Source organism: Kribbella sp. NBC_01510, assembly GCF_045040325.1.
Classification (GTDB): Bacteria; Actinomycetota; Actinomycetes; order Propionibacteriales; family Kribbellaceae; genus Kribbella.
Genome location: NZ_CP109418.1, coordinates 2,587,448 through 2,598,389, shown reverse-complemented (window position 1 = coordinate 2,598,389; position 10,942 = coordinate 2,587,448). Strand labels below are relative to the sequence as shown.

General features: G+C 69.2%; 14 protein-coding genes. 3 read left to right on the top strand and 11 right to left on the bottom strand.

Annotation, left to right across the window (positions count from 1 at the left end; all coding sequences use genetic code 11):
• Window positions 1-256 precede the first annotated feature (256 nt).
• The 7 genes from OG558_RS12965 to OG558_RS12935 form a co-directional block, all read right to left on the bottom strand.
• The gene (locus OG558_RS12965) at window positions 257-1,606 is read right to left on the bottom strand and encodes an 8-oxoguanine deaminase (RefSeq protein WP_405070454.1); all 1,350 of its coding nucleotides are present in this window, start codon (window positions 1,604-1,606) and stop codon (window positions 257-259) included.
• A gap of 7 nt (window positions 1,607-1,613) precedes the next feature.
• Entirely contained in the window at window positions 1,614-2,519 is a 906-nt protein-coding gene (gene pucL / locus OG558_RS12960; protein ID WP_329483450.1) for a factor-independent urate hydroxylase, read from the bottom strand.
• A 5-nt stretch (window positions 2,520-2,524) separates the two neighbouring features.
• A complete protein-coding gene (gene uraH / locus OG558_RS12955) occupies window positions 2,525-2,854 on the bottom strand; it encodes a hydroxyisourate hydrolase (protein ID WP_405070453.1) in 330 nt (109 codons plus the stop codon).
• Window positions 2,851-3,345, bottom strand: a complete 495-nt coding sequence (gene uraD / locus OG558_RS12950; RefSeq protein ID WP_405070452.1) for a 2-oxo-4-hydroxy-4-carboxy-5-ureidoimidazoline decarboxylase — start codon at window positions 3,343-3,345, stop codon at window positions 2,851-2,853. Before uraD ends, uraH begins: the two co-directional genes overlap by 4 nt.
• A gap of 93 nt (window positions 3,346-3,438) precedes the next feature.
• Window positions 3,439-3,810 carry a helix-turn-helix domain-containing protein gene (locus OG558_RS12945; RefSeq protein WP_405070451.1) on the bottom strand — a complete coding sequence of 124 codons (372 nt, stop codon included), beginning with the start codon at window positions 3,808-3,810 and terminating at the stop codon, window positions 3,439-3,441.
• Window positions 3,803-4,042: a hypothetical protein gene (locus tag OG558_RS12940; protein ID WP_405070450.1), complete on the bottom strand. Its 240-nt coding sequence runs from the start codon at window positions 4,040-4,042 to the stop codon at window positions 3,803-3,805. The genes OG558_RS12945 and OG558_RS12940 overlap by 8 nt, the downstream gene beginning before the upstream one ends.
• Before the next feature lie 9 nt (window positions 4,043-4,051).
• The gene (locus OG558_RS12935; protein ID WP_405070449.1) at window positions 4,052-5,320 is read right to left on the bottom strand and encodes a DUF6986 family protein; all 1,269 of its coding nucleotides are present in this window, start codon (window positions 5,318-5,320) and stop codon (window positions 4,052-4,054) included.
• 133 nt (window positions 5,321-5,453) lie between these two features.
• On the opposite strand from OG558_RS12935, the gene OG558_RS12930 reads away from it, so the two are divergent.
• The gene (locus OG558_RS12930) at window positions 5,454-6,218 is read left to right on the top strand and encodes an IclR family transcriptional regulator (protein WP_405070448.1); all 765 of its coding nucleotides are present in this window, start codon (window positions 5,454-5,456) and stop codon (window positions 6,216-6,218) included.
• Between the two features lie 9 nt (window positions 6,219-6,227).
• On the opposite strand, the gene OG558_RS12925 is transcribed toward OG558_RS12930, so the two are convergent.
• Complete coding sequence (locus OG558_RS12925; protein WP_405070447.1) at window positions 6,228-6,803, bottom strand: GNAT family N-acetyltransferase; 576 nt, start codon at window positions 6,801-6,803, stop codon at window positions 6,228-6,230.
• A 17-nt stretch (window positions 6,804-6,820) separates the two neighbouring features.
• A complete protein-coding gene (gene fgd, locus OG558_RS12920; protein WP_329483443.1) occupies window positions 6,821-7,825 on the bottom strand; it encodes a glucose-6-phosphate dehydrogenase (coenzyme-F420) in 1,005 nt (334 codons plus the stop codon).
• Window positions 7,826-8,110: 285 nt separating this feature from the next.
• Here fgd and OG558_RS12915 point away from each other — a divergent pair, with 285 nt between their 5' ends.
• Together OG558_RS12915 and OG558_RS12910 are read left to right on the top strand one after the other, a co-directional pair.
• Window positions 8,111-9,058 carry a carbon-nitrogen hydrolase family protein gene (locus tag OG558_RS12915; protein WP_405070446.1) on the top strand — a complete coding sequence of 316 codons (948 nt, stop codon included), beginning with the start codon at window positions 8,111-8,113 and terminating at the stop codon, window positions 9,056-9,058.
• A 37-nt stretch (window positions 9,059-9,095) separates the two neighbouring features.
• Window positions 9,096-9,587 carry a methylated-DNA--[protein]-cysteine S-methyltransferase gene (locus OG558_RS12910; RefSeq protein ID WP_405070445.1) on the top strand — a complete coding sequence of 164 codons (492 nt, stop codon included), beginning with the start codon at window positions 9,096-9,098 and terminating at the stop codon, window positions 9,585-9,587.
• Here the strand turns inward: OG558_RS12910 and OG558_RS12905 are convergent.
• Together OG558_RS12905 and OG558_RS12900 are read right to left on the bottom strand one after the other, a co-directional pair.
• Window positions 9,584-10,033 carry a hypothetical protein gene (locus tag OG558_RS12905; RefSeq protein ID WP_405070444.1) on the bottom strand — a complete coding sequence of 150 codons (450 nt, stop codon included), beginning with the start codon at window positions 10,031-10,033 and terminating at the stop codon, window positions 9,584-9,586. The genes OG558_RS12910 and OG558_RS12905 overlap by 4 nt on opposite strands.
• 10 nt (window positions 10,034-10,043) lie before the next feature.
• Window positions 10,044-10,898 carry a DUF72 domain-containing protein gene (locus OG558_RS12900; protein WP_405070443.1) on the bottom strand — a complete coding sequence of 285 codons (855 nt, stop codon included), beginning with the start codon at window positions 10,896-10,898 and terminating at the stop codon, window positions 10,044-10,046.
• Between the last annotated feature and the right edge of the window lie 44 nt (window positions 10,899-10,942).

The window sequence follows — 10,942 nt, the reverse complement described above, 5'->3', positions numbered from 1 at the left end:
GACCGATCAAGCCGCCGGGCCGGGCAGCCAGGCAGCCGGGCGAGGCAGCGAGGCAGTCGGGCTGCCGGGCGGGGGTCCCGGGCCGGCTCGTCGGTGGGCCACTGGCGCGGCTCGACGTACGAGTTGCGGCTCAGTCTCAGCCACTGCCCGCTGCGAACCGGATGGCTGTCCGGAGTCCCTAGTACTTGTCGGACCGACCTGTCCGGCCTACTTGTCCGCGCGACCCCGGGCGTCGTCTGTCTTGGACGCCGGGCGCTCAGGTGCCGGCGAGGAGGCGGGTCTGGGTTTTCGCTACCTGGGCAGCCAGGGCGGGTTCGTCGAGTGTGGTGACTGTGTCGTGCTCGACGACGGGGTGTCCGTTGACCAGGAGGAGTTTCAGGGGTGGGGGTGTGCCCAGGACCAAGGCGGCTATGGGGTCGGAGATGCCGGCGTGGGCCAGGGTGTTCAGGTTCCAGACGGCCAGGTCGGCGAGTTTGCCTGGCTCGAGGGAGCCGATGTCGTTCTCGCGGCCGAGGATGCGGGCGCCGTCGAGGGTGGCCATTTCGAGGGCGGCGCGGACGCCGAGGGCCTGGGGACCGCCGCGGGCTCGGGCGAAGAGGAGGGCGTGGCGGAGTTCCTCGATGAGGCTGCCGGCTTCGTTGCTGGCGGCACCGTCTACGCCCAGGCCGACGGGACTGCCGGCGGCGCGGAGGTCGGCGGCTCGGGCTATGCCGGCGCCCAGGCGAGCGTTGGAGCTCGGGCAGTGGGCGACACCGGTGCCCGTCTGGCCCAGGCGCTTGATCTCGGCGTCGTCGAAGTGGATGCCGTGCGCGAACCACACGTCGGATCCGGTCCACCCGAGCTCGGCGGCGTACTCCAAAGGCGTGCAATTGAAGGTCTCGCGGCACCAATGGGTCTCGTCGGTAGTCTCGGCCAGGTGCGTGTGCAGCCGGACGCGCTTACGCCGGGCCAACGAAGCCGCCTCGCGCATCAGGTCACCACTCACGCTGAACGGCGAGCACGGCGCGACCACGATCTGCAGCATCGACTCCGGCGAAGGATCATGCCAGCGGTCGATCGCGGCCTCCGTCGCGGCGAGGATCTCGTCCCGGTCCTCGACCACGGAGTCCGGCGGCAGCCCACCGTCCTTCTGTCCGCGATCCATCGATCCACGCGCCGGGTGGAAGCGCAGCCCGATCTCGGCAGCGGCGGCGATCTCGGCCGCGAGCAGATCTCCACCACCGCGCGGGAAGAGGTAGTGGTGATCCGCCGCGGTCGTGCACCCAGTAAGCGCGAGCCGCGCCAACGCAGCCTGAGCAGCCACATGCACCGACTCGTCAGAGATCCGAGCCCACACCGGATAGAGCGTGGTCAGCCAGCCGAACAACGTCGCATCGGCCGCGAGACCGCGGGTCACCCACTGGTACAGATGCTGATGTGTGTTGACGAAGCCGGGTGTGACGAGACATCCCTGCCCGTCGATCACCCGTGCTCCGTCGTACGCCGGCGCCGGACCAGGGCCGACGGCAACAATACGGTTGCCCTCGACAACCACATGTCCGGTGAACTCACGCCGCTCCGGATCGACCGTGACCACGGCCGCCCCGTCGATCACGATCGTGTTCATCACTGCCTCAGCAGAAGCCCGGTACGGCGTGCCACGCGCTGCCGGCGTCACTCGCGTCGTCCCGGACCACAGTGGCCTCGATCAGGCCGTACGGGCGATCCGCGGCGATGAACACCTCACCCGGGTTCTCCACGTCGAACGGACTCAGATCGACCAGGAAGTGGTGTTTGTTCGGCGCCGAGAACTTGATCTCCGCGACCTCCGGATGCTGCTGCAGGACAGCCTCACCCATCCCGTACAGCGTCTGCTGCAACGCCAGACTGTGGATCTTCGCGAACTGCTCGAGCAGCAGTCCCTTGATCTCGTCGTAGGACTTGTCCCAGTCGACCTCGGTGTGGTCGTACCGCCACCGCGCGACCAGCGACGTGGCCAGGATGCGGTCGTCGGTCTCCGGCAGCGTCGTGTACTTGTCCTTGAGGAACCCGTGGAACTCCGACCCGGTCGACTTCAGCACGACCAGATCGCGAATGCCGGACACGACGTACCGCTTCTGCTCGTCACCGCGGCCCTCCACGTTGACGACCGTCGTACGTACGCCGCTGCCGGCCCGGACGAACGAGTGGTCGTGCGGCGAACCGTCGACGGAGATCCGTTCCCAGGCGTACTCCTCCACCTCGATCCGCGCCCCGTCGGCCGCCGGCGACGCGTCCAGGAAGTGCGCGCCGAGCGTCAGCGCGTAGTCCTCGATCGCCCCGACGCCCTTCTCCTTGGCGAAGGCGAACGCGGTGTTCTTCTGCGTGTCGGTCGGCAACACGTCGCTCTGGTCACCGGTGGTGTGCGCGGACTCGAACCGGCCGCGGAGGGCGGACGAGACGTTCAGGTCGCGGATCTGGTGGCGGGGCGTGTCGCGGTAGATCCGGACGACGCGGCTCTCGGCCTTGCCGTACTGGTTGGCTCCCAGGTGGATGGCCATCGGGCTCAACTCCCTCGGTAGGTAGAAAACGCGAATGGGCTGAGCAGCAACGGGACGTGGTAGTGCCGCTCGTCGGCGACCGTGAAGGTCACGGTGACCTCGGGAAAGAAGATGTCCTGGCCGGACGCGGCCGCGTACGCGGCGACGTCGAACCAGAGCCGATACGTGCCGGCCGGCAGGGCCGGTTCCAGCTCGGCGATCCGCCCGTCGTCATCCGTCGTACCGGTCGCCAGTACGACGTCCTGGTCGCCGGTGACCCGGGACAGGCGAACCGGCACACCGTGCGCCGGGAGCCCCAGCCCGGTGTCGAGAACATGTGTGCTCAGGCTGCTCATGCGTCCACCACCTTGGCGAGTCGGAGCAGCGCGATCTTGCGCAGTTCCTCGCATACGACGGCGACCTCGGTGGCGTCGTCGTGGGTGAGCCGGCGGCGGAGGCTGGTGAGCATCTGCTCCGCCGACAGGCCGGTGGCGCAGATCAGGAACACCCGGCCGAACCGCTGCTCGTACTCACGGTTGCCCTCGGCAAGGGCCTCCCGGACCTCGGGATCCGCGCCGACGCCGGACTGTTCCCGGCGCGACCAGGCGGCCTCGGTGCCGGCGCCCTGTGGGCGGTCCCCGATCCGTGGGTGCGCCTGGAGAGCGCGATCGACCTCGTCGTCGTCGAGCTCTCGCAGCGACTGGTCGGCGACCGCGGTCAGTGCGGCGAGGTCGCCGTACGGCCGCTTGGCCAGGAGTCCGTCGACCCAGCGGGGGACGTCACAGCAGGCCGCCAGCATCGGACGCAGCCGGTCGGCCGGAGCGGAGTTGAACTCCTGCAGGTCCACGGATCACACCTTCTCGAATCCCGAAATCGACTTTCCGTATGACGAGAGTGGCAGCCGCCTCGCCCGTCGTCAACAGTTTGTTGAAAAGCCGGGTCAGTCGCGCGCCCGGTTGAGGTAGTTGTAGACGGTGAAGCGGGTGACGCCGAGCGCCTCCGCGACGATCTCCGCGGACTTCCGGTACTCGAAGGCACCGCGGGCCTCGAGCATGAGGACTGCCTGCTGCTTCTGACCCCGGGAGAGCGTGTTCAGCGGTCCGCCGAGCTCGTCGGCAACCTCCGCGAGCAGTGAGCTCACGCCACCCTCAGAAGCCTTTACGGGGAGGCGGACGGCGACCAGCGGCTCGCCCTCCCACAGCAGTGGTACGTCGTCGTCGCGAGCCTCCTCGGGTACGACGAGTTCGGCGTCCAGTCGCTCGATCAGCGGCGAGATCGCCGTGATCAGCGGATGGACCTCAGGCTCAGGCATCGCGGCGTACCTGCAAGGTCACCTGGCTCGCGCCGCCCGCGAAAGCGGCGGCCAGCACGCCGGGCAGCGCGGGCAGGAGCAGCGCCTCCTCGCCGCGGACCTGTGTGCCCAACGGGCCGAAGTCGCACTCGAGACCGGCTTCCTGCGCCGCTCGCAGAGCCCCGGTGGCGTGAGCGGGTGGCGTTCCTTCGACGTCGAAGGGTTCGGTGGTGAACTCCGCAACCAGTCGCATCTAGTGAGGCTAGCGCTCCGATCGCAGCGGGCGACGGGCCAGCTTCGCGAGTCCCGCGATGTCGACGCCGATGAGCTTGTCGACCTCGGCGGGATCGACCGCACCGCAGTCGAGGCCGCGCAGGACGAAGCCCGCCAGGGCCGCGGCGGTTGCCGGCTCGTCGAGGTAGCCGGACTCGCCCTGGCCGAGGTACGCGCGCAACCGGGTGGCGGCTGTCTCGAGTCCCTCGCGATAGAAGAGATACGTCGCGACGAAGCGAGTCGGCAGCTGAGCCGGGTGCATGTCCCAGCCCTGATAGATGCCGCGCGCGAGTGAGCGTCGTACCAGCCGATAGTGGAGGCGCCAGGCTGCGTGAACGGCGTCGCCGATCGGGAGCACGTTCGTGGAGCCGTCCGAGACGAAGACACCGGTGCCGGCCGCGGCCAACTGCATCACGTCCTTGGCGTGGTCGGCCACGGGATGCTCCATGCTCTGGTACGCCGCGGCGACACCGAGCGAGGCCGAGTAGTCGTACGTGCCGTAGTGCAGGCCGGTGACGCGGCCCGCGCCGGCCTTGATCATCCGCGCGATCAATGCAGTCCCGTCCGACCCGAGGATCGCCTGCGGGGTCTCGACCTGGATCTCGAACTTCAGCTCAGATGCGCCGTACTCGACCTCGAGCGCCTCCAGCACCATCACCATCGCCTCGACCTGCTCGACCGAGGTCACCTTCGGCAATGTGACCACGAATCCATCCGTCAGGCCGCCCGCCGCCGTCAGCTCACGGACGAACAGATCCAGCGTCCGCACCCCACGCCGCCGGGTCGGCACCTCGAGCGACTTGATCCGCAGCCCGTGGTACGGCGCCACCGCGCTGGCGCCGTCCGCCGACGCCCCGGCCCGCACGCTCCGTGTCAAGGCGCGGGCAGCGGCGAAGGCGGCCGCGTCCTCTTCCTCGTCGGATCGGGTCCCGTAGCCGTCCTCGAAGTCGATCCGGAGATCCTCGATCGGCTCCCGCGCCAGCTTGGCGCGAACACGCTCGAAGACCTCGCCCATCAGCCCGGGCGGCAGCTCCAGCACGTCCGCGAGCACCTCGGCCGAGCCGCCGTACTCGCTCAGCACCGCCGTTGCCTCTGCACCCCAGGTGCCGACGGTGTTCACGTCGTACTTGTCGGCCGGCACGTAGACCGTGTGCACCGGCTGCCGGACGCCGCGGTCGCCCGGGTAGTCCGCCGCCAGCGCCACGTCGGCGTCCGCCAACCGCCGATCCAGCTCGCCGACCAGATCCTCCAGGCTCATGCGGGCCACCTCTCGCGCTAGAATTCCGTATTGCGGAGACTAATATCTACTCTGCGGAAGACACAAGATCCACATCTTTCCGGAATCTGGCGCTAAACTTCCGTCATCCGGAAACCCTCGAGAGGCTGGATCCATGGCGGAAGCGAACGGCGGCAAGGGCCGCACCGGCAGTGTGCAGTCCATCGAACGCGCCTTCGGGCTGCTCGAGACCATGGCCGACGCGGGCGGGATGATGGGCCTGTCCCAGCTCGCCACGGCGTCCGGCCTGCCGCTGCCGACGATCCACCGGTTGGTTCGCACCCTGGTCGACCTCGGCTACCTGCGTCAAGAACCCTCGCGCCAGTACGTCCTCGGCCCGAAGCTGATCCGCCTCGGCGAGAGCTCCTCACACATGCTCAGTGTCTGGGCCCGCCCGCACCTCGCGCGGCTGGTCGACGAGCTCGGCGAGTCCGCCAACATGGCGATGCTCGACGGCGACCAGGTCGTCTACCTCGCCCAGGTCCCGTCCCGGCACTCGATGCGCATGTTCACCGAGGTCGGCCGCCGGGTCCTCCCGCACTGCACCGCCGTCGGCAAGGCGATCCTCGCCCAGCTCCCGGAGTCCGAGGTGCGCGACCTCCTCCACCGCACCGGTATGCCGAGGCACACCGACAACACCCTCACTACCCCGGACGCCTTCACCGCGCAGCTGCACAAGGCTGAGGAGAACGGCTACGCCACGGACGAAGGCGAGCAGGAGGTCGGCGTCCGCTGTGTCGCGGTAGCGGTCCCCGACGCTCCGTCCCGACTGGCCATTTCCATCTCCGGCCCTGCCGGCCGCATGACCGAAGATCTGGTCGAGCGAGCCGTCCCTCTCCTCACGCAGGCCGCCAAAGCCCTGTCCGATGACCTGCGCTGAGGTGCGCGGCTAGGGGGCGTAGGTGCGCCAGCGTTCGGTGAGGACGTAGCCGAGGGATTCGTTGGCCTGCAGGCTCGCCTGGTTTGCGGCGGCACCACCGGTGCTGAAGCTCTTGATGCCGAGGTCGAGGAAGGCGAGGATCGACGCCGCCTTCACGGCCTGGCCGACGCCGCGTCTGCGGTACGGCGCCAGCACCGAGGTGAACCTGGTGTCACCGAAGCCTTCGCGGACGCGGATCACCGTGGCGCCGACCAGGCGGCCACCGTCGAACGCGCCGAACACCCGGTGGACCGGCCAGAGGCCCTGGGTGTCGGAGAGGTCACCGACGACGCGATGGGTGGCCGGGGTGTAGGGGTAGTCGCCCTCGTTGGACTTCTCCAGGGCGTGGAGAGCCTTGGCGGACTCCGGGCCGACTTCGCGAATGGTGAGTCCGCCGGCGACCGCACGGCGTACGGCGGAGTCCAGCAGCTCGCGGTCGGGGTTGTGCAGGCGGACGGCCCAGGACTCGGCGACCACGCGGTAGCCGGCGGCTTCCAGCTCGGCACACCGCGGGTCGCCCTCCTGCACAATCACGTAGTCGCCCATCTCGCGATTGTCGCTCCTCAGCCCAGCTTGCGCAGCAGCGGAAGCACGTCCTCGGTGAACTGGGTGAGGAAGCGTTCCTGGTCGTGGCCGGGGCCGTGTACGACGAAGTGGTTGAAGCCGGCGTCCAGGTAGGGCTGGAACTGCTTGACGACCTCGTCGGGATCGGAGGCGACGATCCAGCGCTGCGCGACCTGCTCGATCGGCAGCTCGTCGGCCAGCCGCTCCATCTCGGTCGCGCTCGTGACGCTGTGCTTCTGCTCCGGCGTCAGCGACAGCGGCGCCCAGAACCGGGTGTTCTCCAGCGCGGCGGCGGGGTCGCGGTCGTAGGAGACCTTGACCTCGAGCATCCGGTCGAGATCCTCGAACGTCTTGCCGGCCTTCTCGGCGCCTTCCTTCACGGCGGGGATCAGCTTGTCGGTGTAGAGCTCCATGCCCTTGCCCGACGTCGCGATGAATCCGTCGCCGGCCCGACCGGCGTACTTGGCGACCAGCGGTCCGCCGGCGGCGACGTACACCTTGAGCGGGGTCTCCGGCCGGTCGTAGATGAACGCGTCGACGGTCTTGTAGTACGGGCCCTCGGCGTTGACGCCGTCCTTCGTCCACAGGTCGCGGATCAGCTGCACGGCCTCCCGCAGCCGGGCGAACCGCTCCTTGAACTCCGGCCACTCCATCCCGGACACGGCGATCTCGTTCAGCGCCTCGCCGGTGCCGACGCCGAGCATCACGCGGCCCGGGTACAGCTCGCCGAGCGTGGCGAACGCCTGCGCGATCACCGCCGGGTTGTACCGGAAGGTCGGCGTGAGCACCGACGTCCCGAGCAGCACCCGGTTGGTCCGCTCGCCGACCGCCGCCATCCAGGCGAGCGCGAACGGCGCGTGACCGCCCTCGTGCCGCCACGGCAGGAAGTGGTCCGACACGGTCACACTGTCGAGCCCGAGCTCTTCGGCCCGGACCGAGTACTCCACCAGCTCCCGCGGCCCGAACTGCTCCGCCGAAGCCTTGTACCCGACTCGAATGCTCACCCTCTGCTCCCAACGTCGTCTGCTCGTACTCGGTGGACAACCGCGTCCGGGTCCGACTTTATGCCGCCGGGGGTAACCCACGGCGTGGCGGCGTGGACGTTTGACCAAGGGCATGGGGTCGGGAAGGATATGGGCCCGGCGCGGTCCGCGCCGCACCTTCGCCGACCGGCCCCAGCCTGGTCCTGCTGAGAAGGCAAAGGGACTTCCTGTCTCGGACTGCTCGTCCTGGTCAACTGCCTCGGGCGGGATCGCTGGGGGATCGCGTGCGAGTGCGTGGAAGGCCAGATGACAGCGCACAGGAACTTCAAGCAGCGGGTCCGTGCCCGCGCCGCCAAGACGGGCGAGTCCTACACGGCTGCCCTCCGGCACTTCCGTCCGACTCCCCCAGGAGAAGACATGCCGGAGAACACCCTGCGGATCGCCGTCGCCCAGTCGACGGTCCGCCGAGATCCCACCAACGCCGCCCTGCTCCGCGCGAGTGGCACCGAGGTCCGCGACCTGATGCGGCAGGCGGCCGCGGCAGGCGCCCGCCTCGTCCACTTCACCGAGGGCGCGCTCTGCTTCCCGAGCAAGCACGTGATGTCCGAGCTAGGCCCGGACGAGGTCGGCCCGTCGGACTGGAGCAAGACCGACTGGGCGGTGCTGCACGACGAGCTGGACCAGATCACCAAGCTCTCGCGTGAGCTGAACATCTGGACCGTGATCCCGTCCGTACATCCACTGCCCGGGGCCCGGCCGCACAACAGCATGTACGTCGTCTCGGCCGCGGGCAAGGTGGTCGCGCGGTACGACGAACGCACGCTGTCGACCACGAAGATCACCTGGATGTACACCCCGGGCAGGGAGCCGGTGACCTTCGACATCGACGGCTATCGATTCGGCCTCGCGCTCGGGCTGGACGTGCTCTTCCCGGAGCTGCTCACGGAGTACGACCGCCTCGACGTGGACGCCGTACTCGTGTCGTACGCGAGCACCGGCGTCGGGCAGAACGAGCACATCGGGGTCCAGACCCGCGGGACGGCCGCGACCAACACCTACTGGGTCAGCCTGGCCGTGCCGGCCAATCCGGGGGCCGGTCTGGACTCGGGCGTGAGCGATCCGCACGGGGTTTGGGCGGTGCGGGGACCCGCGGACAGTACGCCGGGGATCGCCGTGACCGACCTGCACCGGGTGGACGTGAGCCAGGTCGGCCGCGACTTCCGGGGCCGGACCCGGGAGCGCATCGGCTCCTGAGGCCTCACACCTCCGGGTGCTGACGCGTTCCATCAGCATGAACAGGCATGCGATCGTCAGCAGCCGGATCGGGGACCTCACGCTGGTCGCCTCGGACAACGCGCTCGCCGGCGTCTACTTCCCGCATCACTGGGTGAAGCCGTCGCCGGACGTGCTCGGTGACCTGGTCGAAGCCACCGACCCGGTCATCGCCGAGGCGGCCCGCGAGCTGAACGAGTACCTGACCGGCAAGCGAACCACGTTCGACCTCCCGACCGTCCTGCGCGGTGACGAGTTCCAGCGCCGCGTCTGGTCGATCCTCGAGGAGATCCCGTACGGCGGGACGACGACGTACGGCGAGATCGCGGCGCGACTCGGTGACAACGCCCAGGCGGTCGGGAAGGCAGTCGGTCAGAACCCGCTGTCGATCGTCGTGCCGTGCCACCGGGTGATCGGGAAGAACGGCTCACTGACCGGGTACGCGGGCGGCCTCGAGCGCAAGCAGTTCCTCCTCGAGTTGGAGGAGCCGGTGGGCGCGCGGCTCTTCTAGGACAGGTCGCCCACCTGCTGGGCGTACCACTCGACCTCGACCAGGTGTTCGGCGATCTGGCGGAGGGTCCAGTTGGCGCCGCGGTCCTTGTCCCACTCGGCCGGGTCGACCGCGGCGTACCGCAGGGCGAACGTCCGTCCCAGCCGGCTCAACCGCTGCTCGGCCTCGCGCACGTCGTCCACCGTGAACGGCGCGAGGTCGGCGGCGGAGGTGAGCGCGCTCGCGTGCCACTCGTCCGGCTGGGTCGGTACGCCGGCCAGCAGCGCCTCCACTTCGGCCAGGTGATCGACGAGGTGGTCCGCGATCCGGCGGACGGCCTTGTGCGGGGTGAAGGTGCGGTCGTCGTCGGAGATGCGGGGCTGCCCGTCCCAAGCCGGCCAGGTGGCGACCAATCGGAGCGAGCGCTCGACCGCCTGCTGAACCAGTTCTCCAGGGTTCTCAGTCATGCCGATCACGCTAAGGCCGTGATACTTCGGCACCCGCCGAAGTGATCCCGAGCCGGCGGGACAGCCCCTCCGCGTCGAACGGCGCCCGGACCTTGGCGTCGTTGTCGAAGTAGACGTAGGCGCTCTGGTCCCAGGCCCGGATCTTCGCGGCCCACCGGTCCAGCGACTCGTCGTCGTATCCGCTGACGTAGAGCTCGTCGGCGCCGTGCAGCCGCACGTAGGCGAAGTCGGAGGTGATGTCGTCGAACATCGGCCACTTCCCGGCGGTGTCCGCGCAGACCAGAGCGATGTCATGCCGGCGGCACAGTTGGACGAAGCCGGGCGTCTGGAAGCTGGAGTGCCGTACTTCGATCGCGTGCCGGAGCGGGATGTCGACCGCGCACTCCAGCAATGAGCGGCCCTCCATCCGCTCGTCGTGGCCCTTGGCAACTTCCGCGGCTACCGCCGTGGACCGCGGCAACGAGGCGAAGAACGCGGTGCAGCGCTCCTCGTCGTACCCGAGGGTCGGCGGGAGCTGCCACAGCACCGGGCCGAGTTTGTTGCCGAGCGCAAGGACTCCGGAGGCGAAGAAGTTGGCCAGCGGCGCGTCCACGTCGGCCAGCTTCTTCAGGTGCGTGACGAACCGCGGGCCCTTGACCGCGAACACGAATCCGTCCGGCGTCTCGTCGTGCCAGCGCTGGTACGACGACGGCCGCTGGAGCGAGTAGAACGAGCCGTTCAGCTCGATCGAGTTCAGCCGGCCGGAGGCGTACTCGAGCTCGGCCCGCTGCGGCAGGCCGTCCGGGTAGTACACCTTCCGCCAGGGCGGGTAGCGCCACCCCGAGATCCCCACCCGGTACGGACCATCCGGCCACCCATCGCTCACGTCCCGATTATGCGGTGTGATCATCCGGAACGCCGCCGGTTGAC

Coding starts and splice junctions, on each gene's coding strand:
- OG558_RS12965 (WP_405070454.1), bottom strand. CDS start 1,606: ATGAACACGATCGTGATCGACGGGGCGGCCGTGGTCACGGTCGATCCG.
- pucL (WP_329483450.1), bottom strand. CDS start 2,519: ATGGCCATCCACCTGGGAGCCAACCAGTACGGCAAGGCCGAGAGCCGC.
- uraH (WP_405070453.1), bottom strand. CDS start 2,854: ATGAGCAGCCTGAGCACACATGTTCTCGACACCGGGCTGGGGCTCCCG.
- OG558_RS12945 (WP_405070451.1), bottom strand. CDS start 3,810: ATGCCTGAGCCTGAGGTCCATCCGCTGATCACGGCGATCTCGCCGCTG.
- OG558_RS12940 (WP_405070450.1), bottom strand. CDS start 4,042: ATGCGACTGGTTGCGGAGTTCACCACCGAACCCTTCGACGTCGAAGGA.
- OG558_RS12935 (WP_405070449.1), bottom strand. CDS start 5,320: ATGAGCCTGGAGGATCTGGTCGGCGAGCTGGATCGGCGGTTGGCGGAC.
- OG558_RS12930 (WP_405070448.1), top strand. CDS start 5,454: ATGGCGGAAGCGAACGGCGGCAAGGGCCGCACCGGCAGTGTGCAGTCC.
- OG558_RS12925 (WP_405070447.1), bottom strand. CDS start 6,803: ATGGGCGACTACGTGATTGTGCAGGAGGGCGACCCGCGGTGTGCCGAG.
- OG558_RS12915 (WP_405070446.1), top strand. CDS start 8,111: ATGACAGCGCACAGGAACTTCAAGCAGCGGGTCCGTGCCCGCGCCGCC.
- OG558_RS12910 (WP_405070445.1), top strand. CDS start 9,096: ATGAACAGGCATGCGATCGTCAGCAGCCGGATCGGGGACCTCACGCTG.
- OG558_RS12905 (WP_405070444.1), bottom strand. CDS start 10,033: ATGACTGAGAACCCTGGAGAACTGGTTCAGCAGGCGGTCGAGCGCTCG.